The 26961-nt window shown below is 53.9% G+C and carries 25 protein-coding genes and 1 tRNA gene; 10 read left to right on the forward strand and 16 right to left on the reverse strand.

Annotation, left to right across the window (positions count from 1 at the left end):
• Positions 1-10: 10 nt before the first annotated feature.
• From L463_RS18075 to L463_RS18065, 3 genes are read right to left on the reverse strand one after another with little or no spacing between them, the layout of a single operon-like run.
• A complete protein-coding gene (locus L463_RS18075) occupies positions 11-688 on the reverse strand; it encodes a fimbrial biogenesis chaperone (RefSeq protein ID WP_032104018.1) in 678 nt (225 codons plus the stop codon).
• A gap of 53 nt (positions 689-741) precedes the next feature.
• Entirely contained in the window at positions 742-1326 is a 585-nt protein-coding gene (locus tag L463_RS18070) for a fimbrial protein (protein WP_015570069.1), read from the reverse strand.
• 52 nt (positions 1327-1378) lie between these two features.
• The gene (locus tag L463_RS18065; RefSeq protein WP_015570068.1) at positions 1379-1981 is read right to left on the reverse strand and encodes a helix-turn-helix domain-containing protein; all 603 of its coding nucleotides are present in this window, start codon (positions 1979-1981) and stop codon (positions 1379-1381) included.
• An 834-nt stretch (positions 1982-2815) separates the two neighbouring features.
• On the opposite strand from L463_RS18065, the gene L463_RS18060 reads away from it, so the two are divergent.
• From L463_RS18060 to L463_RS18045, 4 genes are all read left to right on the forward strand, one after another.
• Positions 2816-3604, forward strand: coding sequence for a winged helix-turn-helix domain-containing protein (locus L463_RS18060; protein ID WP_023295687.1), 789 nt, complete (start codon positions 2816-2818; stop codon positions 3602-3604).
• Between the two features lies 1 nt (position 3605).
• Positions 3606-4085 carry a hypothetical protein gene (locus L463_RS18055; RefSeq protein WP_032104020.1) on the forward strand — a complete coding sequence of 160 codons (480 nt, stop codon included), beginning with the start codon at positions 3606-3608 and terminating at the stop codon, positions 4083-4085.
• A gap of 354 nt (positions 4086-4439) precedes the next feature.
• Positions 4440-5210: a GlxA family transcriptional regulator gene (locus tag L463_RS18050; RefSeq protein WP_223230145.1), complete on the forward strand. Its 771-nt coding sequence runs from the start codon at positions 4440-4442 to the stop codon at positions 5208-5210.
• Between the two features lie 47 nt (positions 5211-5257).
• On the forward strand, positions 5258-5701 hold the full coding sequence (locus L463_RS18045) for a GNAT family N-acetyltransferase (RefSeq protein ID WP_032104021.1): 444 nt from the start codon (positions 5258-5260) through the stop codon (positions 5699-5701).
• Positions 5702-5733: 32 nt separating this feature from the next.
• Here L463_RS18045 and L463_RS18040 read toward each other — a convergent pair whose 3' ends face one another.
• From L463_RS18040 to L463_RS18020, 5 genes are all read right to left on the reverse strand, one after another.
• Positions 5734-6321 carry a hypothetical protein gene (locus L463_RS18040; protein ID WP_223826496.1) on the reverse strand — a complete coding sequence of 196 codons (588 nt, stop codon included), beginning with the start codon at positions 6319-6321 and terminating at the stop codon, positions 5734-5736.
• Positions 6318-6683 (reverse strand): tlde1 domain-containing protein, encoded by a 366-nt coding sequence (locus L463_RS18035; RefSeq protein WP_032104024.1) that lies wholly within the window; start codon positions 6681-6683, stop codon positions 6318-6320. Before L463_RS18035 ends, L463_RS18040 begins: the two co-directional genes overlap by 4 nt.
• Positions 6684-6692: 9 nt before the next feature.
• Positions 6693-7178, reverse strand: a complete 486-nt coding sequence (gene tssD, locus L463_RS18030; protein WP_017383637.1) for a type VI secretion system tube protein TssD — start codon at positions 7176-7178, stop codon at positions 6693-6695.
• 263 nt (positions 7179-7441) lie between these two features.
• Complete coding sequence (locus L463_RS18025) at positions 7442-8470, reverse strand: virulence RhuM family protein (protein WP_071888793.1); 1029 nt, start codon at positions 8468-8470, stop codon at positions 7442-7444.
• Between the two features lie 58 nt (positions 8471-8528).
• Positions 8529-8870, reverse strand: coding sequence for a SymE family type I addiction module toxin (locus L463_RS18020; protein WP_006812446.1), 342 nt, complete (start codon positions 8868-8870; stop codon positions 8529-8531).
• A 125-nt stretch (positions 8871-8995) separates the two neighbouring features.
• On the opposite strand from L463_RS18020, the gene L463_RS18015 reads away from it, so the two are divergent.
• On the forward strand, positions 8996-9187 hold the full coding sequence (locus L463_RS18015; RefSeq protein ID WP_023295694.1) for a toxin-antitoxin system HicB family antitoxin: 192 nt from the start codon (positions 8996-8998) through the stop codon (positions 9185-9187).
• Positions 9188-9210: 23 nt separating this feature from the next.
• A complete protein-coding gene (locus tag L463_RS18010; protein WP_032673083.1) occupies positions 9211-10017 on the forward strand; it encodes a toll/interleukin-1 receptor domain-containing protein in 807 nt (268 codons plus the stop codon).
• Between the two features lie 5 nt (positions 10018-10022).
• Here L463_RS18010 and L463_RS18005 read toward each other — a convergent pair.
• A tRNA-Sec gene (locus tag L463_RS18005) sits at positions 10023-10117 on the reverse strand.
• Positions 10118-10403: 286 nt separating this feature from the next.
• Between L463_RS18005 and L463_RS18000 the strand changes: the two genes are divergently transcribed.
• Positions 10404-11795: a glycoside-pentoside-hexuronide family transporter gene (locus L463_RS18000; RefSeq protein WP_032104028.1), complete on the forward strand. Its 1392-nt coding sequence runs from the start codon at positions 10404-10406 to the stop codon at positions 11793-11795.
• A gap of 12 nt (positions 11796-11807) precedes the next feature.
• On the forward strand, positions 11808-14126 hold the full coding sequence (yicI, locus tag L463_RS17995; protein ID WP_032104029.1) for an alpha-xylosidase: 2319 nt from the start codon (positions 11808-11810) through the stop codon (positions 14124-14126).
• Positions 14127-14210: 84 nt separating this feature from the next.
• On the opposite strand, the gene L463_RS17990 is transcribed toward yicI, so the two are convergent.
• Both L463_RS17990 and xanP read right to left on the reverse strand, forming a co-directional pair.
• Positions 14211-15905, reverse strand: a complete 1695-nt coding sequence (locus tag L463_RS17990) for an AsmA family protein (protein ID WP_032104031.1) — start codon at positions 15903-15905, stop codon at positions 14211-14213.
• 118 nt (positions 15906-16023) lie between these two features.
• The gene (gene xanP / locus L463_RS17985) at positions 16024-17415 is read right to left on the reverse strand and encodes a xanthine/proton symporter XanP (RefSeq protein WP_015570053.1); all 1392 of its coding nucleotides are present in this window, start codon (positions 17413-17415) and stop codon (positions 16024-16026) included.
• Positions 17416-17640: 225 nt separating this feature from the next.
• Here xanP and gltS point away from each other — a divergent pair, with 225 nt between their 5' ends.
• Entirely contained in the window at positions 17641-18843 is a 1203-nt protein-coding gene (gltS, locus tag L463_RS17980; RefSeq protein ID WP_023295699.1) for a sodium/glutamate symporter, read from the forward strand.
• A 3-nt stretch (positions 18844-18846) separates the two neighbouring features.
• On the opposite strand, the gene recG is transcribed toward gltS, so the two are convergent.
• Genes recG through gmk form a run of 5 tightly spaced genes read right to left on the reverse strand, consistent with a single transcriptional unit; the run spans position 18847 to position 24713 of the window.
• Positions 18847-20928 carry an ATP-dependent DNA helicase RecG gene (gene recG, locus L463_RS17975; RefSeq protein ID WP_023295700.1) on the reverse strand — a complete coding sequence of 694 codons (2082 nt, stop codon included), beginning with the start codon at positions 20926-20928 and terminating at the stop codon, positions 18847-18849.
• 3 nt (positions 20929-20931) lie between these two features.
• Positions 20932-21621 (reverse strand): tRNA (guanosine(18)-2'-O)-methyltransferase TrmH, encoded by a 690-nt coding sequence (trmH, locus tag L463_RS17970; RefSeq protein ID WP_003860922.1) that lies wholly within the window; start codon positions 21619-21621, stop codon positions 20932-20934.
• 4 nt (positions 21622-21625) lie between these two features.
• The gene (gene spoT, locus L463_RS17965; RefSeq protein WP_003860921.1) at positions 21626-23740 is read right to left on the reverse strand and encodes a bifunctional GTP diphosphokinase/guanosine-3',5'-bis pyrophosphate 3'-pyrophosphohydrolase; all 2115 of its coding nucleotides are present in this window, start codon (positions 23738-23740) and stop codon (positions 21626-21628) included.
• Between the two features lie 19 nt (positions 23741-23759).
• Positions 23760-24035, reverse strand: a complete 276-nt coding sequence (gene rpoZ / locus L463_RS17960) for a DNA-directed RNA polymerase subunit omega (protein WP_000135058.1) — start codon at positions 24033-24035, stop codon at positions 23760-23762.
• Positions 24036-24089: 54 nt separating this feature from the next.
• Positions 24090-24713 (reverse strand): guanylate kinase, encoded by a 624-nt coding sequence (gene gmk, locus L463_RS17955; RefSeq protein WP_006177710.1) that lies wholly within the window; start codon positions 24711-24713, stop codon positions 24090-24092.
• 250 nt (positions 24714-24963) lie between these two features.
• On the opposite strand from gmk, the gene ligB reads away from it, so the two are divergent.
• Positions 24964-26634, forward strand: a complete 1671-nt coding sequence (ligB, locus tag L463_RS17950) for an NAD-dependent DNA ligase LigB (protein ID WP_023295701.1) — start codon at positions 24964-24966, stop codon at positions 26632-26634.
• The last annotated feature ends 327 nt before the right edge of the window (positions 26635-26961 follow it).

Here is a 26961-nt window from a genome sequence, read left to right on the forward strand (position 1 = left end):
ACTGTTTTTATTATTGGGACAATGACGTGCGGGTAACGGGCGTCCAGGCGCCATAATCGTTAATCGTCTGGTAGCTTAAGCTGCTCGCATGGCTGAAGGTGTCTGCCAGCGTCACGCTGGATTTCGGCGGTACCATGACGGGCGACACCGGCCTGCCATCAATTTTCACGTTAATGGTGGTGAGGTAATACGGCGTTGGGTTGGTCAGCGTGACCTTGCCCGCGCGGTAGGCGCCGGCAAGGTTTTTCCATGCCTCCCCTGCACCTTCCCTGAGCCGCTCCGGGCGATAAAAGACCTTGATGCGGTTGGCAGAGGCGAATTGCAGCGAATTGCCGGAACCGTTTTTAACCTGCTGTGGGATAGCTTTGACCGTCATCCAGTACAGCGTCTCGCGATCGGCTGGCAGGGCGTCGCCGCTGAACATGATTTTCACCGCGCTTTCGCTGGCGGGCTTCATGACGTACAGCGGCGGCGTGATGACGAAGTCGTTGGTACGGCTCCCTTTCTCGTCTTCCATCCAGGACTGGATCAGAAACGTGGCATCAGGGTGGGTATTTCTTACCTGCATCATCGTCTGCGTAGCCGCGCCGGTGTAGATCAGCCGCGTTGCGCCTAACCCCACGCCGCCTGCGTACACGGCGGATGAACATAACGTGCCAGCCAGACAAATCCATGTGTTTACGCGCATAGTGCGTCTCCTGAAAGCTGAGTCAGACCCGGCCAGCAGACCGGGCCTGAAGATTACGAATAGGTCACGGTGTAGGTGGCGACCGCGCTGGCATCACCCGCCGTGGCGTTGCCCAGTGGGGAGTAATATTTCGCGCTGAAGTTCAGGATGTTCGCCCCCGCACGCAGGGGGATCGCTGCTGCCGGCTCACCCAGCCTGACGACGTTGCCCTGTTCGTCATAAAGACGGATAGCGACATGCTGCGCCGAGCCCGCGCCGCCGTTTACTCCCGCGGCCAGGCTATTCACATCGGTACTGTCCGGTGTACCGGTGAAGGTGATAGCCACGGTCGTTGCGGCAATAGGGTTATCTTCCGTGGACGCGGAGGTATCGGCGATTTCGCAATCTTCCAGGGTGATGGAGAAGGCTTTTGCGGTACTGGCTTCACTGCCTGCGGCAGCCAGCGTGGCGGTACGCACTTCACCCATGTCGACGTCGATATTGGCGCTACCGGCGCTGATGGCACAGGCGGAGGTCACCACTTTACCGCTGAAGTTAACCGTGCCGCCGCTGGTGGTGGCGGCCAGTGCTGAGCCCGCTGGCAGCAGGGCGGCAATGCTTAATGCCAGCAGAGAATGGCAAGTAAGGCGTGCTTTCATTTCATAGTTCCTTGATTTTTTTATTACGAGATTTGCTCTGAAAGCGGCAGGTCTAACTGGTTAAAAAGACCAGCAAATCTGTCTTATTCCTGAGCCCGAGTTTCCTTATCGCTGAGCTTTTTAAGGCGCTCACGCGGCGATAAGAAAGTTTCTCCAGTTCTGCGATGTAACGTATATCCAGTCCGTTCCTGAGTTCCTTTAATACCCTCCTTTCTCCAGGCGTCAGCGATAACGCCGCTGGCTGCTTTTGGGGCCGATAATGGCTATCGACCATTTTTGCTAGCTTTATCCGCCACTGATAAACCGTGTTCTGTAGCGAGATATAGGCATCAATATCTTCCCGGACCCATAACAGGGAATGGGCAGAGGTTGAGTACAGGCAGATAATCACTTCAGGCTGCGTGACTTTGATTTTTTTTAAATATTTCAGTGAGTCATACCCTGTATGGTATTTCTCTGCGCCGGATATAAATAAGATATCGATACGAATCGACGACAGCGCCTTATCCAGTTCCTGATAACCTCCTTCGATGATAATGATGTGAAGGTCGTCGCGGATGCTGCTTAATAACGTTTTAATGCCGTTTCTTGCATAATGATCGCCGCCCATCAGTGCAACAGTTATATGCTGTGTTATTTGGCTATTGTTCGTCATGTTATTCCTCGATTTATAATAGTAATCAGGCGAATTATTTATAAGGTTATCGCCAGTATTCTCGAAGCAATGACGTATTGCATACTGTAGGCCTACTATACGTCGGCCAATAAAGAGGTAATCTGAATTAATCTAAAATTGTATTAATTACTAAGATCGAGACCGGTTACGACGCTTCCCTCTGATTGGTCTTATTCCGCTTCGCTTTCTGTAAATTATGATAGCCGCTATTTTTAATGAAAATTTAGCTTTGATAAATGTTTTGTAAGGAGTTTGTCGTCTGGTGTCAGTGCGGGTGTGAAGTTGCTGACGGGGAATAACAATTTACGAATGTTATCATCGATAAAAACTGATAGAAAGGTGGCTTAAAAGCATACAAAAACCATGTAAGTTATTGATATTGGTCAGGTTGAGAAAACTTAAGGCTTAAGGATGCTGAATATTTCAGACACGCATGTCCGTGGCGTACAATGTTTTTTTATGTAGATATTTGTCAATGTCAAGAGGCGAGGAGCGCGCCAAAAGATGAGGCCCTGATAAATGAGATGCTGCCGGTAGTCAGATACTTCTGTGGAGCGGAAATTCACTTCACAAAACATCATAATGAGGATGATCGCGGATGAAGCGGCTCTGCAAGCCGCATTCTACAAGGGTTGAGTTCTTATGCAGGTTCAGTGAAGCTTAAGGGATGAAATATAAATTAAGATTTTTCGCCAATGGCGAAGATATACAGCATGACGTTAATCAGTCACATTAATCCCGACGTGAATGTCATCCCATACATGCGGTGACCCAGGTTCAACATCTGTTAACCGGAGAATTCATACTGCCCCTATGCATAAGCATTACATTATAAATAATATCGTCGAATTTCATCCTGCGGCCAGCACGTTACGTGATATCAACAATCCTGACCGTGTGGTTGTGTTAAATTCGCCAGCAGGCCGATGCCTGTTGTTATTAATCGACAGAGCGGGGTCGATTGTCACTCAGCAAGAGTTCCTTGATATTGTCTGGCAAAGCCGCGGCATGCTTGTCTCCTCCAATACCTATTACCAGAACATCTCCATCCTGCGCAAAGGGCTCAAAAAGATTGGTTTTGAAACTGACCCTATCGTTACCATTCCGCGGATTGGGTTGACGCTGGCAAGCGACACGCAAATAACCGTCAGAGAGTCTTCACCCGTCGCGCCTCAACCCGCAGAGGGACAATGTGTGGAGGCGCCAGCGATCGAGGAGGTCTCTGCACCCTCCGAGCCAGCAACGCCCGTTGCCAGGAAGCCCACGCGCTGGCTGGCTGTTGTCATGGGTCTATTGATCGTCCTGGCCGGGGCAGGCGTGACGGGATATATGAACGCCACAGAAAACCGTTTTGTTGAGGATTACCGTTTTGCGGCATCCGTCGGAGCCTGTCGCGTTTATCTTGCGAACGACATTCAGACTCACGCTGAACGCGCTTCAGCGCTGACCTATGTGGAACAATTCAAGGCCGAATGCGCGCAATATCCCTGGGTTTACATCAGCTGGTACGCTCTGCTTCCTCGTGCGTCGGTTATTCGCTGCGACCGGCCAATGAAAGAACCGAACCGCTGTATATCTGATTATTTCCTGAAGGATAGCTAGCATGACTCGTTTTCGGCAGATGCTGTATATCATCGTGACGGGCCTTGTCACCGCAGGCGTGCTGACGGGCTATTACCTATGGCACCGAACTTACGTTCAGCCTTTTTCATGCCAGGCTAATCTGGTACAGCACCATCCGGATGAGACGCTGGCGGTCTGGCTGAATTACACCTTCGACGGGAAACTCGGCACCCTGAGCATGAATGGCCGGGCAAAGAGCGATCCGGGTAAAACCATTGACAGGAAAATTTCCTTTCGGGTGGAGAGACAAGATCATCTCTATTTGCTGACGTCAGAAAAAAATATGACGTTCCCGGACGATAATGTCGAAGACAGCTGGCTGGAAAAATATGAACCGCAATTCTTTGTCTATCCGGGCAAGAGTATTTATATGCGGATCAATGAACAACATAATGGTAACTATATCTTTACCTTAGGAACATTACCGACATATGTGTGTCGTGGCTCAAAAAAAGAATGATATAAACGAGAAAAACATTATATTTTCCTCCCGTCTCATTTATGCTTGATTTAAAATATCAGGATTACCTTAGAAATAAAAAGTGCGACAGATCATGTTGCGATAATGTAATTAATTTTAAAATTTGGCAAGTAAATGAAAAGTGTATTTGACTCCTCTGATGGGGGGAAATCAGTACCGGAAAAGTGTCTGCATATTGGGTTGATATTATGGCCCCGTTATTCACTCCTGGCCGTCTCCGGGTTGCTGGAGGCGCTGCGTTATGCAGCGAAAGCTCAGGATAAATTAGCATTTAAAATCAGCCTGATAAGTGAATTTCCTGATATCCCGATTATCAGCAATGCGGGGATTATCATGAGACCGGATTCTCCCCATGCGCCGCCGGACAGTTTTAACTACCTTGCTGTTATCGGCGGTGAATTGCAGTATCTGGACTTAGGGTATCAGGGGGATAAAGCGTATCTGGCACATGCCCACCATGCCGGGGTTCCGCTCATTGGCATTGGCACCGGCAGTTTTGTCCTCGCACAGGAAGGATTGCTGAATGAACGACGAGCGTCCATCCATCCTTTCCACCTTGATGCATTTCGGCAGGCTTTCCCGCTGGTTTATGCTGAGCAAGGGTATGATTTCATCGACGATGGCGATGTGCTGACCTGCCCGGGCGGTATTTCCACCCTGACGCTGGCAACTGAGCTTATCCGCGCCCATGCCGGGGATGATATCGCCAGCACCACCTGTCAGCGTTTGTCGCTCGTTCCGCATGAAATTGCCACCCCGCGTCCGGCGAATTTTGCGCTTATCCCTGACTCGCGGTTGCGCCGCGCCGTCATGCTGATAGAACAGTTCCTGACCCGGCCGCTCACCACCGCCGGGCTTGCGCGAGAAGTGGCATTGAGTGAACGCCAGCTCAACCGTCTGTTCCACGCAGAATTCGGCAAAACGGCCCGCGAATTTATCCGCAGTGCCAGACTGCGCTATGCTTGCTGGCTGCTGAAGAACTCACAGCAAAGCGTGACGGATATTGCGCAGCGGATGGGGTTCAGCGACTGCGCGCACTTTATTCGTCATTTTCAGACGGAGTATGGTTGTACGCCTGGCGTGTGGCGCACGTCGCAGAGCTGAATATCATTACATGCTGCCCTGAAACTTTACTCAACCGGAATATCATCATGAAAATAGAAGCCGCACACCCCTCACAATTTGAACGCCTCGTCGCAGTCTGGGAGTCGTCCGTTCGCGCCACGCACCGCTTTTTGCAGGAAAGCGATATCGCGGCGCTGCGTCCGTTATTGCTCAACGCATATTTGCCTAATCTCAGGGTTGTGATTGCCCGGGATGACGTGGGTATTATTCACGGCTTTTTGGGCGTGGATAAAAATCGCATTGAAATGCTGTTTGTGGATGATGCGAGCCGGGGGAAGGGTATCGGGAAAATGCTGCTGCAATATGCCATTGCAGAATTCGGCGTAAATGAAGTGGATGTGAACGAGCAGAATCCGCAGGGGGTGGCGTTTTATCGTCATATGGGGTTTGAGCAGTTCGGGCGCTCGGAGCTGGACGGGCAGGGGAATCCGTTTCCGCTGTTGCATATGCGGTTGAGTGGACAGGCTTAACGCCCTCTCCCTCTGGAGAGGGCGTCTGCAAGCTAGTTACTGGTAATTTGCCCGATGATTACACCACGCACTTTTTCGCCATCGAAGTAATACGAGACCGTATTACTCTGGATGAATCCATTCTGTACTGGCGTCTCCTGATAAAAAAGTATCGCTTTCTTTTTGGCGATCCCTTTCTTGCCGAACATTTCAATTAGATTCCTGTGAGTAGCATTCAACAATGGAACATTCGCGACTGAGACGCTGACAGGTTCCGTTGTTTTAGCACACTCTTTATGGATGCCATCTTTGGCAATAACTAGCGCAGTTAACAATCCTGCACCCATTTCGTTATCAGAAATGAACCAGTAATTCGTGCCATCGTCGTCATGAAGGCAGACCCAGCGTGCTGAGCTGTCTTTGTTAACTGGTGTGCTGGTGATATCTGACAGGTGAGTAACCTCCATTCGTACGGCTTGCTTGCTTATAGCGATGGTCGGTGAAAGGGGCACTGTTGTAGAAATTTCCGTCAGTGATCCGTCTTCATCGTAATACTCGGTCGCGAAGCCGGTCATTTCCGTTGCTGAGACGTGCGAACTGACTGCAACGAGTAATGGCAATAAACAAAATAAACGCTTCATTTGACTATCAATACCGTATCGTTGCTTTTCCAGATACTCCTTCTGGCACTCAGAGGAGCAATGATGCAGCCCTCTGAAGAGTCGTCAGGGTGCAAACTGCTTTTACCATGTATTTTAAATGAGTCTCTACCACACATATCATTTGTCGAGTAGGGCGTGAGGCTGAGAGTATATTTCCCGGTGTGGGCTGAATTATGAGGGGACCCAATAGTGTAGGTACCTTGTGGCAGCGGTCCGCTGTTTTTTACACATTCTTGTGACGGATCGTTTTTGTAACCACTAGCACCTGCGTAATCTGCATCAAATTGGTAGACACCATCCAGATAAAATTTGTGCTCTTTTACATCATATTCCCAGGACATACTTTCTCCTTAAGCGCGTTCCTTCCAGGTATCAGAATGAATGATGTTTCCATCTATGTAATGCCATGTTATTTTTTCATATGTTAGATCTACATATTCACAATGTGTATAGCGTTCGTTTCGCGGTAGTTTAATGTCAAACATGAGTGGTTCAATTTGAACTACTCTTGCATTTTCTAAAGTTGTCTTAAAGTAAGCCTCTTCAAGTCCGTTATAGTTGATTCTGTAAAATATGAACTCTGCTTTTTTAAGTGTTTGCCCAGTGCATAAGGCTTTGTATAGATAAGAGGATGATGAATCAATCTCTTTCATGAATGCATAGGTACTACAAATGCGTTTTGCAGTGATTTTACCGGAGAATTTATCTATAGGTTGTTCTATAGAATGCATAAATTCAATCACTTCTATTGAACCTTCGCGATCTTTTATATCGACAGATCCATTAATCCTCCGGCCTGAATCATCCTCGAGCCATAAGTAAACAGGTATAGCCATCTCAATCTCCTTTTATAGACTGAGGGAAACTACTCTTCATAATGGATTTAAATTGTGACTTTCATTTCAAAACAGGAATGTTAAAGAATTTCGGTTGGTTTAATAGAAAGTTGTAGTTGCGAGATATGGATGGTATCAATTGACGTTTAAAAATTTATAAGGTTGATTTATGACTATTCTTCCATCGCAAGAATAATAGTCACTAAAAAAAGCATCAAATATTGAAATGATGAATATCATTGAATAATGAACCTATGCCGGGATTAGCGCTTAGCCTGCTTATCCCATTTTAATAAGCCGACAATATCTTTCTCACCTTCGGCCTCTTTCAGCAGGCGCTGCTTTTTTTCATATTCGATGTATTCTGAGCACGCCTTCTCATCAGCCGCTTTCTTGCTGATTTTTCCTGCGCCTTCTAAAACGTCCCGGTCGTTGAATTGCAGGAACTGATCGAGCTTGGTTTGCCAGTCTCGTAAAAATACCTGCTTGCGGCGTTTGGCCTGATCTTCGGCAAAATCGAGCCACATATTAACGACGCGATTAAGCTCGCTCACCTCATCCTGAGACAGATAATTTTTTGCGGTGGTGACATCGCTTTTACGGACTTCTTCGCCTTTATAGCTGGTCAGCTCCATATGCGGTTGAGTGGCGTCCGCACGTTGGTGAATCAACTCAGCAGCGGTGTGCCCAGTGCAGGCAAAATGCAGTTTATTCTGGATGGTCTGAAAGAATTGCGTGGTTTCTTTGAGCGACGGCTGATAGTCAGCAGCTAATGCGAAAATCTCCCTCACGCGAAGATAGACCCGGCGTTCGCTGGCCCGTATATCGCGAATGCGTTCCAGCATTTCATCGAAATAGTCAGGGACGGCGGAAGATCCCACAGGCGGATTTTTCAGGCGCTCGTCGTCCATAACGAAGCCTTTAACCAGGTATTCCTGGAGCGTTTGGGTGGCCCACTGGCGGAACTGCGTACCTCGCGTGGATCGGACGCGATAGCCGATGGCGAGAATGACGGGCAGGCTAAAGTATTGAACGTTATATACTTTACCATCGCTGGCAGTTGTTCGGTAAAACCGAACAACTGAATTTTCGACCAGTTCACCCTCATCAAAAATATTCTTGATATGCCCGCTGATCGTAGCTTTGGCTTTGCCGTATAACTCACAGATCGTGGCCTGTGAGAGCCACAACGTATCGCTTTCGAAGCGGCATTCAATGCGAACTTTTCCATCCTTGCTGGCAAACATGACGAACTCACCGGCTGGAGAATTTATTAATTCCTCATATGTCATGCTGCCTCCGCTTCATAAGGTTGATGCCTGTAAGCTCGTAGTATGCCAGAAACAGCCGCTAAGCCAGGTGGTTTGTATTTGATTTTGCGAGTCGCTTTCCAGCATGCGGAATTTGGATCGCTGCAAGCGCGTCCTCTATCTCAATAAGCTTTGCTTTCGTCCGTTTATAATCATCTTGCAAACGCTGCTCCTGCTCGTTATACGCCACCAGAACGATGCATCCTTTCATGACCTTTACCGTGACCTGCTGTCCGGTATCAAACCCCGCTGCGCGCAACCACTTACCGGAAAGGATGATTTTCGGCGTGGATTTGTCGTAAACATTCGGGCGGTATCCCACAATTAATGAACGCTCGGTTCCGGATTGGTCAGTGTCTGGGGTAGAATGCGAATCAGCCATAATCAACTCCTTGATAGTTGGTGAGGTTAGACGCTCCGGTTGTGTTCCCGCACTTCGGAGCGTTGCTAATACAGGAGGATTAGGTGGCCTCCTATGTGTGTCAGAGTAGATGGATAGGTGGCCTCATGTCAATCATATCGCGCGAAAAAAAACCAAAAGGCGGCGGACAATCTCCGCAGTTTAAAATGCGTATTGATCCGGCATTGAAGGAACAGTTGGATGCAGTGGCAGCTGAGGAAGGGGTGAGTCTCGCCAGCTGGTTCAAGGAGCTGGCGAGGGAGGCTTTGCGATTAAGGAAAATTGAACCTAAGGGTTAAAATTATGAATAAAGGATTCAGCCATGCCTAAAGAAATGGATCGATATGGTACCGTTAAAGTAATATCTGGAAAATTTAAAGGGCGTATTGGTTATTACGATGATGATGATTCTATTTTCCCAGAAAACTATGAATGGAATGAAGAAGATGACGATGATGAAACAATAGAGGGTATAATCCATGTCGCTATCGTATATTTTGGCCATTTTTCTCTAGCGACTGAGCATCATGGAATCTCTTATGATGATTTAGAATATGCATCAATGCACGATTTAGTAAATCGTAAAGCTGAACTTACTAAACTGTGCTCTCCATACAATAAAATATCATATAAGAAATTGTGTGGTTATTTTTCAGAATTACATTACATTGAAACTACACTTCTGAACCAAATTGTGGAGCAGCGCTATATGAATAAACCTAACGGGGCAAAAATTTTCATTTCTCATTCATCATTGGATAAACCGTTTGCAAAGATGTTATGTATGGACCTTGAAGCAAATGGTTATGCTTCTTGGTTGGATGAATGGGACATAAAAGTAGGGGAAAGTATTCCCGAACGAATTTCAGACGGATTAGAAGAAGCTGATTTTGTAATTGTTATTCTTTCTGGAAATGCGGTTTCATCAAAATGGGTAGAAAGAGAATGGCAAAAAAAATATTGGAATGAAATTCAATATAATCGTATTCACGTGCTTCCTTTACTTTTGAAAGATTGCAAAATACCTGAGTTGTTAAAAACAAAAAAATACGCAGATTTTAGAAATGATTTTAATAGTGGATTAAGGGACTTATTGGAAGCACTAGAAACTTTGTATAAAAAGAAATGAATTTTTGGCGGAAGATCACAGGAGTCGAACCTGCCCGGGAACGCTGGCGCCCCCAACTGGATTTGAAGTCCAGCCACCTCACCGGAGATGACGATCTTCCGCGCCTGCATTGCTACATGGAGGCGGGGCGCATTATAGCTACTTTCAGGCATTTACCACATACCCCACACCACTTTTTTCACCTCTCTTTTGACCTTAACCCCCCTGTTTCAGCTAATTCTTAAGAAAATCCTCATGTTAGCCCTTCGTGCTCTCAACTTTTATCCCGATCACAAAAAACAAGAAACGTAATCTCTTAACCAGAAAACGCAATACCCGCCCCTGAAACAATGGTTTAAAAAACGGTAACCGGTCTCAGCGCCCCCTACAGCGTGAAGGATAAAAATATGAGCGAAGTCCTGTCAGTAAAAGAGAAGATTGGCTACGGCATGGGAGACGCCGCCAGCCACATCATTTTTGATAACGTCATGCTTTATATGATGTTTTTCTACACCGATATTTTTGGTATTCCCGCCGGGTTTGTCGGCACCATGTTCCTGCTGGCCCGCGCGCTGGATGCGATCTCCGACCCGTGCATGGGGCTGATTGCCGACCGCACCCGCAGCCGCTGGGGTAAGTTCCGTCCGTGGATTTTGTTCGGCGCCATTCCGTTCGGCATCGTCTGCGTGCTGGCGTATACCACGCCGGACCTCAGCCTCAACGGTAAAATGGTTTACGCCGCCGTTACCTACACCCTGCTGACCCTGCTCTATACCGTGGTCAACATCCCGTACTGCGCGCTGGGCGGCGTGATCACCAACGACCCGACGCAGCGTATCTCCCTCCAGTCCTGGCGCTTTGTGCTGGCGACGGCGGGCGGTATGCTCTCTACGGTGCTGATGATGCCGCTGGTGAACCTGATTGGCAGGGATGACAAAGCCTTCGGCTTCCAGGGCGGGATCGCCGTGCTGTCGGTGGTCGCGTTCCTGATGCTGGCGTTCTGCTTCTTCACCACCAAAGAGCGCATCCAGGTGCCGCCGAGCACCACCTCCATGCGTGAAGATCTGCGTGATATCTGGCAAAACGACCAGTGGCGCATCGTCGGCGTGCTCACCATCCTCAACATTCTCGCCGTCTGCGTGCGCGGGGGCGCGATGATGTACTACTGCACCTGGATCATGGGTTCGCCGGAAGTGTTCGTCGCGTTCCTCACCACCTACTGCGTCGGCAACCTGATCGGCTCCGCGCTGGCGAAACCGCTCACCGACTGGAAGTGCAAGGTCAGCATCTTCTGGTGGACCAACGCCGCGCTGGCGGTGGTCAGCGTGGCGATGTTCTTCGTGCCGATGCATGCCACCGTCCTGATGTTCGGCTTCATCTTCGTTATCGGCGTGCTGCACCAGCTGGTGACGCCGATTCAGTGGGTAATGATGTCCGATACCGTCGACTACGGCGAATGGACCAACGGCAAACGTCTGACCGGCATCAGCTTTGCGGGCACGCTGTTCGTGCTGAAACTCGGCCTGGCGCTGGGCGGGGCGATGATAGGCTGGATGCTGGCAGGCGGCGGCTACGACGCGGCAGCCAAAACCCAGAACAGCGCGACCATCAGCATCATCATCGGCCTGTTTACCCTGGCACCGGCGATCTGTTACGTGCTGAGCGCCATCATCGCCAGGCGCTACTACACGCTGAAAACCCCCTTCCTGACCAAAATTCTGCGCGAGCTGGCGCAGGGCGCGCGCCGCAATCAGCAGGAGTTTGAAAACCTGCCGGTCAGCAAAGAATTGCAGAACTAAGAGGACGTAAGCATGAAAATCAGTGATGGAAACTGGCTTATTCAACCGGGCCTGAATGTGACCTATCCGGTGCAGGTGTTCGACGTGGAGCAGCAGGGCAATGACCTGGTGGTGTATGTGGCGCCGCGTGACGTGCGCGAACGCACCTGGCAGCTCGACACGTTGATGTTCACGGTGCGCCTGTTTGCCCCGCAGGAAGGGATTGTCGGGGTGCGCATTGAGCACTTCCAGGGTGCGCTGAACAACGGCCCGCACTATCCGCTGAACGTTCTGAAGGATGTAAAAGTTGAGATTGAAAACAACGCCGAATTTGCCGAGCTGAAAAGCGGCAGCGTCAGCGTGCGCGTCGCCAAAGGCGAGTTCTGGGCGCTGGATTTCCTGCGCAACGGCCAGCGCATTACCGGCAGCCAGCTGAAAAACAACGGCTATGTGCAGGACAGCAATACCGATCGCAACTATGTGTTTGAACGTCTGGATCTGGGCGTGGGGGAAACGGTCTACGGCCTGGGCGAGCGCTTTACCGCGCTGGTGCGCAACGGCCAGACGGTCGAAACCTGGAACCGCGACGGGGGCACCAGCACCGAGCAGTCCTACAAAAACATCCCGTTCTACCTGACCAACCGCGGCTACGGCGTGCTGGTGAATCACCCGGAGAACGTCTCGTTTGAAGTCGGCTCCGAAAAAGTCTCCAAAGTGCAGTTCAGCGTGGAAGGGGAGTATCTGGAGTACTTCGTGATCGACGGCCCGACGCCGAAAGAAGTGCTGAACCGCTATACCCGCTTCACCGGCAGTCCGGCGCTGCCGCCTGCGTGGTCGTTCGGCCTGTGGCTGACCACCTCGTTCACCACCAACTACGACGAAGCGACGGTTAACAGCTTTATCGACGGCATGGCCGAGCGCGACCTGCCGCTGCACGTGTTCCACTTCGACTGCTTCTGGATGAAGGCCTTCCAGTGGTGCGACTTCGAGTGGGACCCGGTGACCTTCCCCGATCCGGAAGGCATGATCCGCCGCCTGAAAGAGAAAGGGCTGAAGGTCTGCGTGTGGATCAACCCGTACATCGGCCAGAAATCGCCGATCTTCCGGGAGTTGAAAGAGAAGGGCTACCTGCTCAAGCGCCCGGACGGCTCCCTGTGGCAGTGGGACAAATGGCAGCCGGGGCTGGCGATCTACGACTTCACCAACCCGGACGCGTGCAGGTGGTATGCGGACAAACTGAAAGGCCTGGTGGAGATCGGCGTCGACTGCTTCAAGACCGACTTCGGCGAGCGTATCCCGACGGAGGTCCAGTGGTTTGACGGTTCCGATCCGCAGAAGATGCATAACCATTACGCCTACATCTACAACGAACTGGTGTGGAACGTGCTGAAAGAGACGGTGGGAGAAGAAGAGGCGGTGCTGTTTGCCCGTTCTGCCTCCGTGGGTGCGCAACAGTTCCCGGTACACTGGGGCGGCGACTGCTACGCCAACTATGAGTCGATGGCCGAAAGCCTGCGCGGCGGGCTGTCGATTGGGCTGTCCGGCTTCGGGTTCTGGAGCCACGATATCGGCGGGTTCGAAAACACCGCTCCGGCGCACGTCTACAAACGCTGGTGCGCGTTCGGGCTGTTCTCCAGCCACAGCCGCCTGCACGGCAGCAAATCCTATCGCGTGCCGTGGGCGTACGATGACGAGTCCTGCGATGTGGTGCGCCACTTCACGCAGCTGAAATGCCAGCTGATGCCGTACCTGTATCGTCAGGCGGCGCTGGCCCGCGAGTTCGGCACGCCGATGCTGCGGGCGATGATGCTGGAGTTCCCGGACGATCCGGCGTGCGATTACCTCGACCGCCAGTACATGTTGGGGGATTCAATGATGGTGGCGCCGGTGTTCTCCGAGGCGGGCGACGTGCAGTTCTACCTGCCGGAAGGGCGCTGGACGCACCTGTGGCACAACGATGAAATCGAGGGTAGCCGCTGGCATAAGCAGCAGCACGATTTCCAGAGCCTGCCGGTCTATGTGCGCGACAACACGCTGCTGGCGCTCGGCAATAATAACCAGAAGCCGGACTATGCGTGGCACGAGGGGACGGCCTTCCAGCTCTTTAACCTGAGCGATGGCGCAACGGCGGTGAGTGAAGTGCCTGCGGCGGACGGTTCTGTAGTGTTTGCGCTGAAGGCGTCACGTCAGGGCGACGTCGTGACCTTTACCGGCGCGGGAGATGCGCAAAACTGGTCGGTGTGCTTGCGCAACGTGCAGAAGGTCGGCGGCGTAAAAGGCGGTTCACATGCGGGCAGCGAATGGGGTGTGGTGGTGAAAGCCGAGGGGGATGAGGTGGTGGTTCACCTCTGAGCTGGAAAAATGCCCGGTGGCGCTTCGCTTACCGGGCCTACATTAGATCGTAGGCCGGGTAAGGCGAAGCCGCCACCCGGCTTTTTACTGTGCCGGAGCCACCGTCGACACCATCCCGCCGGTCATCGTCTGTTGCACCTGCCGTTTATCCATATTCACCGCGCTCAGCTTCCCATTCACCGTCGGCTTCAGCGGCGCATTGGCCTGCACGCTTCCGCTGGCGGTGAGCTGAATATTGCCGTCGCCCGCAATCGGCAGCGCTGGCCAGCCCCATTGCTGCAAGACGTTGAGAGGTACGCTGCGCCCGTTCAGGCTCACGGTGGTTTGTCGCTGTGGCAGCTGTGACACGGTGGCGGTCGCTTCCAGGATCCCTTTCTCGGTAAAGGCGCTCAGATCGGTAATATTTACCGTTGCGGCGTTGGCATTCAGCGCCAGCGACGGGCGACGCACGTCGATGCGGTTAAAGGTTGCTGCCGCCCCGTTGAGGGTTGCGTTACCGCCCCACACGCCCCACTTGTGATCCTGCGCCAGCCGCAGATTAGCGCCATAACCGTCGAGGGAGGTGATCTGCCACGGGAACGCCGGATCGATGTCGATCACCAGGTTGCGGCTCAGGCCAAATTTTTTCAGCGTCACGCTGTTCAGCCATGCGGGGAGCGGGTCCATCCACAGCGTTTTCCAGTTTTCCGGAAGCGTATATTCCAGCCCGGCAATGGCAACGTCGTCCAGCACCAGCGCCTGACCCTCGCGCAGCCAGTTGCCGGAGGTGCGCACCATGCCTCCTTCCCAGCGGGAGGTGAACTGACGCAGCGCAATGCCCTGCGGGGAGAATTCCGCATTCAGGATAGGGTCAAACAGATGCAGCGAGCCGTAGATAAATTCGCTGGCGTTCATGGATAACCGTCCCTCCTGGCTTTGCCAGTCACCTTTACTCAGGGTGAGGTTACGCAGGCTGAGATCGAGGTCGGTTACCGCCCAGTCTGGCCCCTGTAGACGGGCATCGGTCACTTCCAGCCGCCCAATCTGTAACGAAGGCAGGGTGGAGAGAGGGGCGAAGAAATCCAGCAGCGATTTGTCGCTTTGCAGGCGGATCTCATTCAGACGCAGGGTGTTGATAACCCAGCCACCGTCGGCATTACGCAGAGTCGAGCCCGTCAGCGAGCCGCGCGCCATATCGGCACCGATGGTATTCAGCACCACCTCTTTGCCGTTGAGTTGTCCCTGAATCAGCACGTTGTTGGCCGGTATGCCGTTGAGCGTGAGCGACCCGGCGCTCATCTGGATTTGCGCATTTTTCCCGAGTACGTTCCCCGCCTCGGGCTGCCACGGGCTGACGCCGCCGGTCACCTTTTGCGCACTGAGATCCCACTCCGTATTCGGGCTGTTAAAGGCCATGTTATTCAGTTGCAGACGGTCGGCCTGGAACGGCAGCGGCGCCGTCTGCGGCGATAAATTCAGCGTGCCATCGAACAGGGTGATGGCATCCATATGCAGCGGGTCGGTGATCTGGCGGCTGCTTAAGCCAATATCCACTTTTTTAGCGACCAGCGTGGCCGGTTTGCCATCTCGTCCGAAGGTAACGTTCTCCAGAAGGATGTGAGAAGGGGATGAAAAGCGGTGATCCATCAGGTCAAAGTTGAGCTCGTAATCGGTATTCACCGTGATCCAGCTGCTGACCTGCGATGCGCCCCAGCGGGTCTGGAGCAGAAAATAAAAGGCGAGCACTACAATGAGCAGGGCTACCAGAAGATAGATAAGCAGCTTTCCAATAAATTTCATGGTCTTCCTTCCCGCGAAACGCACATAAGGGTGTTATGCACGATTTATGCGCAATGCTCAAGGCGGGAATGGTGTAAAGAGATGTCACGGCAGGCATTGACAGCCTGCCGTGTGGGGATCAGTTCTTTTCAGGCGGGAAAATGAGATTCAGCACAATAGCGGTAATACCGCCCGCGGCGATGCCGGAAGAGAGCAGGTTTTTCACCCAGTCAGGGGCAAACTGCAAAATCATCGGCTGCTGGGAGACGCCAAGCCCTACGGCGAGAGACAGCGCAATAATCATGATTGCGCGGCGGTTCAGCGGCTCGCGGGAGACGATACGCACGCCAGAGGCCGCGATGGTACCGAACATGACCAGCGTCGCGCCGCCCAGCACCGGCTCAGGGATGTGCTGCACAAACCCGCTCACCGCCGGGAACAGGCCGAGGACCACCAGCATCAGCGCTACCACGAAGCCCACGTAGCGGCTGGCCACGCCGGTCAGCTGGATCACGCCGTTGTTCTGGCCGAAGCAGGAGTTCGGGAAGGTGTTGAACACCGCCGAGACAAACGAGTTCAGTCCGTTCGCCAGCACGCCGCCTTTCAGGCGTTTCATGTACAGTGGGCCGGAGACCGGCTGCTCGGACACGTCGGAGGTGGCGGTGATATCGCCAATGGTTTCCAGCGAAGTGATCATAAAGACCAGCATCAGCGGCAGGAGCAGACTCCAGTCAATGCCCAGGCCGTAGTAGAGCGGCGTTGGCACGGTAATCAACGCGCTGTTGGTTGGGGTGGTGTTTTCCGGCAGCATGCCCAGCGCCCACGCCAGCAAGTAACCGGCCGCCATGGCGATCACCAGCGATGCCACGCGCAGGTACGGGTTACGCTGGCGGTTAAGCAGAATAATGATCGCCAGCACGACGCCTGCCAGCAGCAGGTTTTTCGGCGCGCCGAAGGTATGGTCGCTCATTGCCGCGTAGCCGCCCCCGATGGAGGTCAGACCCACCTGGATCAGTGACAGGCCGATAATCATCACCACCACGCCGGAGACCAGCGGGGTGATCACCCGGCGCGCCAGGTGCAGAACGCGGGAAATGATCATCTCTGTGCAGCTTGCCAGCATCAGGGTGCCGAAAAGCGCCGCCATCATCGTCGGGACATCTGCGCCGCCGGTTTTCAGTGCCGTACCGCCCATGATCAGCGGCGCCACAAAGTTAAAGCTGGTGCCCTGAATCGACAGCAAACCCGAGCCCACCGGACCCCAGGCTTTAATTTGAATGATGGAGGCCACGCCGGAAGCGAACAGAGACATACTGATGATGTGTTGCGTATCCTGCGCCGGTAACCCCAGCGCCTGGCAAATCAGCAGAGCCGGCGTGATGACCGCAACGAACATCGCCAGCAGGTGCTGGCAGGCGGCAAACAGGGTTTGAGGCAGCGGGGGACGATCTTCAAGGCGGTAAATCAGTTCGCTGTTTTGCTTCTGCGCAATCGGTTGCGCATCAGCAGACTCCAGAGTGTTAACAGACATCGGCGGCAATCCCACGGTGGAAAAGCGGGCATTTTAGCTGACCACCTGGTAAAAGCAAACGATTGCCAGCAAAAAAAAGAGAGAAAATCTGCCGGTGTGAGCAGGTTTTCTACAACGAACAGGAAAAAAAAATTACACTTTTCGCGCCGGCGGCTCATGACGAGCATCACCCGGCCCAGGATAACGCCGCGTGTGTATGGAACACGCGCATAACAGGAGCCTTTTATGATTCATCTCGATACGTTGTCGACCCTTGTTGCCGCAACGCTGGTTCTTCTGCTTGGTCGCAAGCTGGTACACAGTGTTTCCTTTCTGAAAAAGTACACCATTCCTGAACCTGTCGCCGGTGGATTGCTGGTGGCGCTGGCCCTGCTGGTGCTGAAAAAAAGCTTGGGCTGGGAAATCGATTTTGATATGTCCCTGAAAGATCCGTTGATGCTGGCCTTCTTTGCCACTATCGGCCTGAACGCTAACCTCGCAAGCCTGCGTTCGGGCGGCAAGGTGCTGGGCGTGTTTCTGATTGTTGTGGTGGGTCTGCTGCTGATGCAAAACGCCATCGGCATCGGTATGGCGTCGCTGCTGGGGCTGGATCCGCTGATGGGTCTGCTGGCGGGGTCGATTACCCTGTCAGGTGGCCACGGAACGGGCGCGGCGTGGAGCAAGCTGTTCATCGAACGCTATGGCTTTGAAAACGCAACGGAAGTGGCAATGGCCTGCGCGACCTTTGGCCTGGTGCTTGGCGGGTTGATTGGCGGCCCGGTAGCGCGCTATCTGGTGAAACACTCCACCACGCCGGAAGGCAGGCCAGACGATGAAATGGTGCCGACGGCATTTGAAAAACCGGACGTTGGCCGCAGCATCACCTCGCTGGTGATGATTGAAACCATCGCCATGATTGCCATCTGCCTTACCGTGGGCAAAATCGTTGCGCAATGGCTGGCGGGAACGGCTTTCGAACTGCCAACCTTTGTCTGCGTGCTGTTTATCGGGGTGATCCTGAGCAACGGTCTGGCGCAGATGGGCTTCTACCGCGTCTTTGAGCGCGCAGTGTCCGTGCTGGGGAACGTCAGCCTGTCGCTGTTCCTGGCGATGGCGCTGATGAGCCTCAAGCTGTGGGAACTGGCCTCGCTGGCGCTGCCGATGGTGGCGATCCTGGCGGTGCAGGCCGTGTTCATGGCGCTGTATGCCATCTTTGTTACCTGGCGCATGATGGGCAAAAACTATGATGCGGCGGTACTGGCTGCGGGCCACTGTGGGTTTGGTCTGGGGGCGACGCCAACGGCCATCGCGAATATGCAGGCGATCACCGAACGGTTCGGCCCGTCGCACATGGCGTTTCTGGTGGTGCCGATGGTGGGCGCATTCTTCATTGATATCGTCAACGCGCTGGTCATTAAGCTCTACCTGATGCTGCCGATGTTTGGCTGATCGTCAGGCGTTGGAATACCGCTCGGTTTCCGGCATCCAGCGTTCAATTAACGCTGCCGCCTGTTCGGGGTAGCGTTCATGAATATGACGTGCAAGGCGTTGTACTTCGGGGATCATGGCCTGATCGCGCAACAAATCCGCCACTTTAAATTCGGCGTTACCCGTCTGACGCGTGCCCAGCAGTTCGCCCGGGCCGCGGATCTCCAGATCTTTTTGCGCAATGACGAAGCCGTCATTGCTGTCGCGTAATACCTGCAAACGCATCTGCGCGGTTTTCGACAGCGGGGCTTTGTAGAGCAGCACGCAGTGAGAGGCGATCGCGCCACGGCCCACGCGGCCTCGTAGCTGGTGGAGCTGCGCCAGGCCCAGGCGCTCCGGGTTCTCAATAATCATCAGGCTGGAGTTCGGCACGTCCACGCCCACTTCGATGACCGTGGTCGCGACCAGCAAATGCAGCTCGCCCTGTTTGAACGACTGCATCACCGCCTGCTTCTCGGCAGGCTTCATGCGCCCGTGAACCAGACCTACGTTCAGCTCCGGCAGGGCGAGCTTTAACTCTTCCCACGTGGCTTCGGCAGCCTGAGCTTCCAGCAGCTCAGACTCTTCAATCAGGGTACAGACCCAGTAAGCCTGACGTCCTTCGTGGGTGCAGGCGTTGCGCACGCGGTCAATGATGTCGCTGCGGCGCGTGTCCGGAATGGCGACCGTTGTCACCGGCGTACGACCCGGGGGGAGTTCGTCGATGGTGGAGGTATCCAGATCGGCATAGGCCGTCATCGCCAGGGTGCGCGGAATCGGCGTGGCGGTCATGATCAGCTGATGTGGGTGGAAGCCCTGTTGCAGACCTTTCTCCCACAGCGCCAGACGCTGATGAACACCAAAGCGGTGCTGTTCGTCGATAATGACCAGCGCCAGGCCGTTAAACTGCACCTGTTCCTGGAAAATGGCGTGCGTGCCGACAATCATCTGCACCTGCCCGCTGGCAATGGCGTCCTGCTGCGCAAGGCGCGCTTTGCCCTTCTGCTTCCCGGCCAGCCAGCCCACTTCAATTCCCAGCGGGGCGAACCAGTTACGGAAATTGTTGGCGTGCTGCTCGGCCAGCAGCTCCGTCGGCGCCATCAGCGCCACCTGCTTACCGTGGGCGATGGCGCGCAAAGCGGCCAGCGCGGCGACCAGCGTTTTCCCGGAACCCACGTCGCCCTGCACCAGGCGCATCATCGGCACATCCAGCGCCATATCGCGTTCGATCTCGGCAGTCACCCGCGCCTGGGCGCCGGTGGGTTTAAACGGCAGTGAGGCCAGCAGCTTATCTTTGAGCTCATCACGCTGGCTTAATGGCTGCGCGTGGAAGCGCTGCGCACCTGCGCGCAGGGCCAGCATGCTCAGGTTGTGAGCCAGTAATTCCTCAAGGATAAGACGCCGTTGGGCGGGGTGTTTACCGCTCTCTAAATCAACAAGCTGAAGCGTTGGCGGTGGACGGTGCAGGGTGCGCAACGCCTCCGGCAGGCTCATCATGCCCTGCGCCAGCTCCGGCGGCAGCAGCTCGTTAATGGCGCAGGTATCGAGCAGCTCCAGCGCCTGATCGGTGAGCTTGCGCAGCGTAGCCTGCTTAATGCCTTCAGTGGTTGGATAGACCGGCGTGAGCGTCTCCTGTAGCTCAGGTGAGCTGAGATCACCCTGCACGCGGTATTCCGGGTGGATCATCTCCGCGCCGTATTTGCCCCGTTTGGCTTCACCGTACGCAAGTACGCGTCGTCCAGTGGCAAGGCTGTTTTTCATTGCCGCATTGAAGTTGAAAAAGCGCATGGTGAGAATGCCGGTGCCGTCGCTGATCTGGCAGGTCATCATCCTGCGTCCGCCAAAGGTGATGTTGCAGTTCAGCACTTCCCCTTCAACGGTGGCGTAAATAGCGGGCAGCAGATCGCCAATCTTATAAAGCTGAGTACGGTCTTCGTAGCGCAGGGGGAGGTGGAGCAGGAGATCCTGCACGGTGTGCAGGCCTATCTTCGCCAGTTTACTGCTTTGTGCCGCGCCCACGCCCGTCAGGCTGTTGAGCGGTATGGCGTCCAGCAGGCGGCCTTTCATGATTTACCCCGCGTACTGCATGGTGGACCACCACTCGGCATCGGCTTCAATTTCGCCCTGCGCGTTGACGTGGGGGTAAGGCAATTTCTTCTGCTTCGCAACGCGAGCCAGCACCGGATAGCCACCTTCAAACAGCAGGCGCTGCTGCTCCTCTTCCGGCAGCATGCTGTTGCTGCGCTCGTACATTCCGGCATTCTGACGCTGGCGCTGCGCTTCATACAGGATCAGCGCCGAGGCGACCGACACGTTGAGTGACTGGACCATGCCGATCATTGGAATGATGATGTCCCGATCGGCCAAATCCAGTGCTTCCTGCGTGATCCCCGTTTTCTCCTGGCCCATTAAAATACAGGTCGGACGAGTGTAGTCGATCTCACGGAAATCCACGGCTTTAGCAGAGAGGTTGGTTGCCAGAACCTGCATGCCACGCCCTTTCAGGTGCGAGACCGCTTCACCAATAGTCTGGTGAGTTTTCACGGATACCCAGCTGTTGCTGCCTGCGGCGGTGGAGGCCATGGTACGCATACGTGCGCCAGGCCAGACGGCGTGGACTTCATGCACGCCGACGGCATCTGCGGTGCGGACGATAGCAGAGACGTTATGAGGTTTATGGACCTGCTCCATGCAGACCGTCAGATCAGGCTGACGCCTGGCGAGCATTTCGCAGATTCGCTCGTAACGTTTTGAATTCATAATGCTAGTTTCGGTTACGGGTGACTTTAATGACGTCCGGCATCACGCGGATCTTGCGCATAATATTGGCCAGATGCACACGGTCACGGGCGGTCAGGCGAATAAAGGCGCTATAAACGCGGCCATCTTTTTCTTCCGTATTCAGGCTTTGAATGTTGGATGAGGCGGTGTTGATCGCTGCCGTCAGGTTCGCCAGGGCACCCTGGTGGTTGAACATATCCACCTTGATTTCAGTGATAAATTCCTGCGCCGTCTCTTTATCCCACTCGACCGCCATGAACTTCTCAGGCTCTTTCTGATAGCCACGGATGTTACGGCAGGATTCATGGTGGATCACCAGCCCTTTACCCGGGCTGACGTGCGCAATAATCGGGTCGCCCGGGATAGGACGGCAGCATTTGGCGAAGGTGATGAGCACCCCGTCAGCGCCTTTGATCGGCAGGTGACCATGATTTTGCGTGGTGGCAGGAACGGCTGTCGTTTCGCCTTGTTGCAGGTTCTTCGCCACGACCACGCTCATGGCGTTGCCGAGACCAATCTCTGCCAGCAGGTCATCCAGCGAGGCGAGCTTCATACGCTCCAGCTCATGCTGAATGTTTTCTGGCGGGATCTCTGCCAGTTTGCGGCTGCCACCCAGCGCGTGATTGAGCAGACGACGCCCCAGGCTAACGGAGTCGTCGCGCTTGAGGTTTTTCAGCAGCTGGCGGATTTTTGCGCGCGCTTTTGAGCTCACGACAAAGTTCAGCCAGGCGGCGTTAGGACGTGCCCCCGGCGCGGTAATGATCTCCACCGTCTGTCCGCTGAAGAGCGGCTGCGACAGCGGATAAGGCTGCCTGTCGACGCGGGCACCTACGCAGGCATGGCCGATATCGGTATGCACGGCGTAAGCGAAGTCGACCGGTGTCGCGCCCGCAGGCAGTTCGACAATGCGCCCTTCCGGCGTGAAAACGTAAATCTCATCCGGGAAGAGATCGGATTTAACGCTCTCGATAAATTCAAACGAGCTACCTGCGCTCTGTTGCAGCTCCAGCAGGCTCTGCATCCAGCGCTGGGCGCGGATTTGCGCGGTGGTGCTGCTTTCGCCGCCGTGCTCTTTGTAAGCCCAGTGCGCCGCGACACCCATCTCAGCCATTTGATCCATATCTTCGGTACGAATCTGCACCTCAACAGGGACACCGTGCGGGCCAATCATGGAGGTGTGCAAAGACTGGTATCCGTTCGCTTTTGGAATGGCGATGTAATCTTTGACGCGCCCCGGACGCGGCTTGTACAGGCTGTGCATCTGCCCCAGCACGCGATAACAGGTGTCTGAATCGTGGACGATGACGCGGAACGCGTAGATATCCATAATCGAGTGAAAACGCTGCTCTTTGAGCACCATTTTGCAGTAGATAGAGTACAAATGCTTTTCGCGACCGCTCACGCGGCACGGAATGCCCGCTTCCTGCAAACGCCCTTCGATTTCAGAGAGGATCTTTTGAATCATCTCTTTACGGTTACCGCGAGCGGCTTTCACCACCTCTTTAATCACGCGATAGCGGTTCGGGTACAACGCCTCAAAACCCAGCTCTTCCAGCTCGGTTTTAATGTGATGAATACCTAAACGGTGCGCCAGCGGACTGTAAATTTCGAGGGTTTCACGGGCGATGCGGCGACGTTTATCCGGGCGAAGTGAGCCCAGTGTGCGCATATTGTGGGTGCGGTCAGCCAGTTTGATGAGAATGACGCGGATATCCTGCACCATCGCCATGATCATCTTGCGGAAGTTTTCGGCCTGCGCCTCTTTCTTGTCGCGGAATTTCAGCTTATCAAGCTTAGAGACCCCTTCCACCAGCTCGGCAACGCTTTTGCCAAACAGCTGTTCCATGTCCTGGTAGGTGGCAGGGGTATCTTCAATCACATCATGCAGCAGGGCGGCCATCAGCGTTTCGTAGTCGAGTTTCATCTCGGCCAGAATACAGGCCACCGCTACCGGGTGCGTGATATAGGGTTCACCGCTTGAACGTGTTTGGCCCTCGTGAGCGTCACGTGCAACGAGATACGCCTGCTGAAGACGCTTAATCTGGTCTTCAGGCAGGTAGGTTTGAATCAGTTGATTCAGGCTTTCAAACAGATACAAGGGCGACCCGCAGGTTTAATTAACGACGACCTTCAGCAATAGCGGTAACAGCTTGTAATTCAGCGGCTTCCTGCTCTTGCTGCTCCTGGCGCTCACGCACGTCGAGGATCTGGTTGTTGATCAGACCTTCTTCGATTTCGCGAAGTGCAATAACGGTGGTTTTATCGTTTTCTTCCGGTACCAGCGGATCTTTACCGCCTACCTGCATCTGACGAGCGCGACGCGCGGCGACCAGCACCAAGTCAAAACGGTTACCAATTTTCTCTACAGCGTCCTGAACAGTTACGCGTGCCATACTTAAAATGCTCCACAGGTGAAGAAATGACTGGGCATGATACTGAAAGTGGGTTCAGTCTGCCAACAGTTTGGTGATTAATGCGTCATGTCGCTGCTTCTGGCGGCTCATACGCAGACGTTCTGCGCGAAGGATAGTTTTGAGATCGCTCAGCGCGGCATCAAAATCATCATTCACAATAAGGTAATCATATTCCGCGTAATGGCTCATTTCTGCAACTGCCTGCGCCATACGCTTCGCGATAACTTCTTCGCTGTCCTGGCCGCGACCACGCAGGCGGCGATCCAGTTCATCTTTCGATGGCGGTAAAATAAAGATACTGCGCGAATCAGGCATTTTCTTACGAATTTGCTGTGCGCCCTGCCAGTCGATATCCAGGAACACGTTCACGCCGGTCGCCAGCACCTGCTCAATGGTTTCACGCGAAGTACCGTAGTAGTTACCGAAAACTTCTGCGTGTTCAAGAAACGCGTCTCTGCCAATCATCGCTCTGAATTCGTCGTGATTCACAAAGAAATAGTGTTCGCCGTGCACTTCACCCGGACGCGGTGCTCGCGTGGTGTGAGAAACAGAAACCTGCGTATCGTACAACGGTTGGGTTTTTAACAGTGCCTGAATAAGGCTGGATTTACCCGCGCCACTAGGGGCAGAAACAATATAAAGCGTGCCTTGAGCCATGAGAGTCTTTTGTATGTGTTAACGAAGAAGTCCTACATACGGGCTTATTATACACGTCGCCGCTGTGTGACGTAGCCTTTGTCACACTTTTTCCCCTGGATGATTAAATTTTGCGTGCCGTTTTCAGCTTTTACCTTCCTTTTGCTGCAATAAAAACAATGCTCTGAAGCGCGCTCGTAAAATGCAATTTTGCAGCTGGTCTGCGGCTCCCGGGCAGGGTATACCCTTCGCAAAACAGGGAGGGGTAATAATGGTGAAATGGATAAGCATACTGATGATCTTCTTAAGCAGCGGGGCGATGGCAATCTGCCCGGTCTGGTCACCGGCTAAAGCCGGGCAGGAGATCGCGGCCCTGAAGGCGCAGCTGACCCGCTGGAATGAAGATTACTGGAAGCAGGGCAGCAGCGAGGTGAGTGACGACGTTTACGACAGGCTTAACGCCCGCTTAAAACAGTGGCAGCGCTGTTTTCACGATGAACCGCTGCACGACGATCGCCCTGCCGCCAGTGGGACGGTGAAGCATCCCTTCGCCCATACCGGCGTGCATAAGGTAGAAAGCAAGCAGGCGCTAAGCCGCTGGATGGCGACGCAGCAGGATCTCTGGGTACAGCCAAAGGTGGATGGTGTTGCGGTCACCCTGGTCTACAAAAACGGCAAGCTGGCGCAGGCGATTAGTCGGGGCGACGGCTTACAGGGGGAAGAGTGGACGGCACAGGCGCGAATGATCCCCGCTATTCCGCAAACGCTGGCCGGGCCGCTTGCCAACAGCGTGTTGCAGGGTGAACTTTTTCTGCTGCGCGAGGGGCATATCCAGCAGCGGATGGGAGGGATGAACGCGCGTGCGAAGGTAGCGGGGGCAATGATGCGCGCGACCGATCGCGCAGCGCTGAAGCAGACAGGCATTTTTATCTGGGCCTGGCCGAACGGCCCAAAAGCGATGAAAGCACGCCTTTCCACGCTGGCGGAGGCAGGTTTTACCCTGACGGCCCGCTATACCCTGCCGGTTAAAAACGCGGTTGATGTGGAGGCGCAGCGGACGGCCTGGTTTAAGGCTTCGTTGCCCTTCGCCACGGATGGCATTGTGGTTCGCGCCTCGGCAGAGCCGCCGGGCGAGCGATGGCTGCCGGGGGAAGGGAGTTGGGTCGTCGCATGGAAATACCTTCCTGTGGCCCAGGTGACGGAAGTCAAAGCGATTCACTTTACCGTTGGCCGTACCGGGCGGATCACCGCGATTGCGCAGCTTGAGCCGCTGATGCTCGACGATAAACGTGTACAGCGCGTCAGCTTAGGGTCGGTTAACCGCTGGCAGAGGCTGGATATTGCCCCCGGCGATCAGGTGCTGGTAAGCCTGGCGGGACAAGGTATTCCCCGGCTGGATAACGTGGTGTGGCGCAATGTGGATCGCCGTAAACCGCAGCCGCCCTCATCGCGCTATAACGGCTTAACCTGTTTCTATGCCTCCCCGGAGTGCATGGAGCAATTTTTTGCCCGGCTGACGTGGCTAAGTTCCAGGCAGGCGTTAGATATCGAAGGAGTGGGCGAATCAGGATGGCGGACCCTCTATCAGGCGCATCGGTTTGAGCACCTCTTCTCCTGGCTACAGCTCACGCAGGCGCAGCTCACCGCGACGGCGGGGATATCGGCATCGCATGGCGCTGCGCTGTGGCATCAGTTTAACCTGGCGCGGGAGCGACCTTTTATCCGCTGGATCACCGCGATGGGAATACCGCTGGCCCGGTCGACGCTCAAGGCGGCAGGGGATCGCACCTGGCAGGCGCTGATTCAGCGAAGCGAAGCGGAGTGGCGGATGCTGCCGGGTGTCGGGCAGGAGAAGGCCCGCCAGATCGTAAACTGGCTGCATCAGCCTCAGATTGATGCCCTGGCAAAATGGCTGGCCGCAGAGCACATCGGTGGATTTTAATCTGCGTGCGCTCCTGAACAGACTGGCGAGGGGGCACACTTCCGCTGCCGTGAATAGCGTATTTATGAGACGCGGTTTATATACGCAATAATTATGAATATAAATGAATTATTCATGGTAAATATATTTTGAGGAAATATTATCCCTGAACCCAATTTCAGAATTTGCTCTGCTTGCGTTTTTATTTTCTTTGAGAGAACGGCTTAATTGATCTCAATCACTATTAATCGAGAGCAATAGCCGGGAATGAAGGAGTTATAGGTGATTCAGCCTGAGTGTTGATCGTTTTGTTGCTTTTAATTTCAGTAGGTTAACTATTTTATTAAT

The organism is Enterobacter sp. BIDMC 27, from assembly GCF_000534415.1.
Classification (GTDB): domain Bacteria; phylum Pseudomonadota; class Gammaproteobacteria; order Enterobacterales; family Enterobacteriaceae; genus Enterobacter; species Enterobacter hormaechei_C.

Excerpts from the sequence above, each read along its gene's own strand:
- gltS (WP_023295699.1), top strand. The coding sequence starts at position 17,641 with ATGATTCATCTCGATACGTTGTCGACCCTTGTTGCCGCAACGCTGGTT.
- L463_RS18045 (WP_032104021.1), top strand. The coding sequence starts at position 5,258 with ATGAAAATAGAAGCCGCACACCCCTCACAATTTGAACGCCTCGTCGCA.
- L463_RS18025 (WP_071888793.1), bottom strand. The coding sequence starts at position 8,470 with ATGACATATGAGGAATTAATAAATTCTCCAGCCGGTGAGTTCGTCATG.
- L463_RS18060 (WP_023295687.1), top strand. The coding sequence starts at position 2,816 with ATGCATAAGCATTACATTATAAATAATATCGTCGAATTTCATCCTGCG.
- L463_RS18055 (WP_032104020.1), top strand. The coding sequence starts at position 3,606 with ATGACTCGTTTTCGGCAGATGCTGTATATCATCGTGACGGGCCTTGTC.
- L463_RS18050 (WP_223230145.1), top strand. The coding sequence starts at position 4,440 with ATGAGACCGGATTCTCCCCATGCGCCGCCGGACAGTTTTAACTACCTT.
- xanP (WP_015570053.1), bottom strand. The coding sequence starts at position 17,415 with ATGTCTGTTAACACTCTGGAGTCTGCTGATGCGCAACCGATTGCGCAG.
- L463_RS18065 (WP_015570068.1), bottom strand. The coding sequence starts at position 1,981 with ATGACGAACAATAGCCAAATAACACAGCATATAACTGTTGCACTGATG.
- L463_RS18000 (WP_032104028.1), top strand. The coding sequence starts at position 10,404 with ATGAGCGAAGTCCTGTCAGTAAAAGAGAAGATTGGCTACGGCATGGGA.
- gmk (WP_006177710.1), bottom strand. The coding sequence starts at position 24,713 with ATGGCTCAAGGCACGCTTTATATTGTTTCTGCCCCTAGTGGCGCGGGT.
- L463_RS18040 (WP_223826496.1), bottom strand. The coding sequence starts at position 6,321 with ATGAAGCGTTTATTTTGTTTATTGCCATTACTCGTTGCAGTCAGTTCG.
- L463_RS18075 (WP_032104018.1), bottom strand. The coding sequence starts at position 688 with ATGCGCGTAAACACATGGATTTGTCTGGCTGGCACGTTATGTTCATCC.
- trmH (WP_003860922.1), bottom strand. The coding sequence starts at position 21,621 with ATGAATTCAAAACGTTACGAGCGAATCTGCGAAATGCTCGCCAGGCGT.
- rpoZ (WP_000135058.1), bottom strand. The coding sequence starts at position 24,035 with ATGGCACGCGTAACTGTTCAGGACGCTGTAGAGAAAATTGGTAACCGT.
- L463_RS17990 (WP_032104031.1), bottom strand. The coding sequence starts at position 15,905 with ATGAAATTTATTGGAAAGCTGCTTATCTATCTTCTGGTAGCCCTGCTC.
- yicI (WP_032104029.1), top strand. The coding sequence starts at position 11,808 with ATGAAAATCAGTGATGGAAACTGGCTTATTCAACCGGGCCTGAATGTG.
- L463_RS18010 (WP_032673083.1), top strand. The coding sequence starts at position 9,211 with ATGCCTAAAGAAATGGATCGATATGGTACCGTTAAAGTAATATCTGGA.
- L463_RS18020 (WP_006812446.1), bottom strand. The coding sequence starts at position 8,870 with ATGGCTGATTCGCATTCTACCCCAGACACTGACCAATCCGGAACCGAG.
- recG (WP_023295700.1), bottom strand. The coding sequence starts at position 20,928 with ATGAAAGGCCGCCTGCTGGACGCCATACCGCTCAACAGCCTGACGGGC.
- tssD (WP_017383637.1), bottom strand. The coding sequence starts at position 7,178 with ATGGCTATACCTGTTTACTTATGGCTCGAGGATGATTCAGGCCGGAGG.
- ligB (WP_023295701.1), top strand. The coding sequence starts at position 24,964 with ATGGTGAAATGGATAAGCATACTGATGATCTTCTTAAGCAGCGGGGCG.
- L463_RS18015 (WP_023295694.1), top strand. The coding sequence starts at position 8,996 with ATGTCAATCATATCGCGCGAAAAAAAACCAAAAGGCGGCGGACAATCT.
- L463_RS18035 (WP_032104024.1), bottom strand. The coding sequence starts at position 6,683 with ATGTCCTGGGAATATGATGTAAAAGAGCACAAATTTTATCTGGATGGT.
- L463_RS18070 (WP_015570069.1), bottom strand. The coding sequence starts at position 1,326 with ATGAAAGCACGCCTTACTTGCCATTCTCTGCTGGCATTAAGCATTGCC.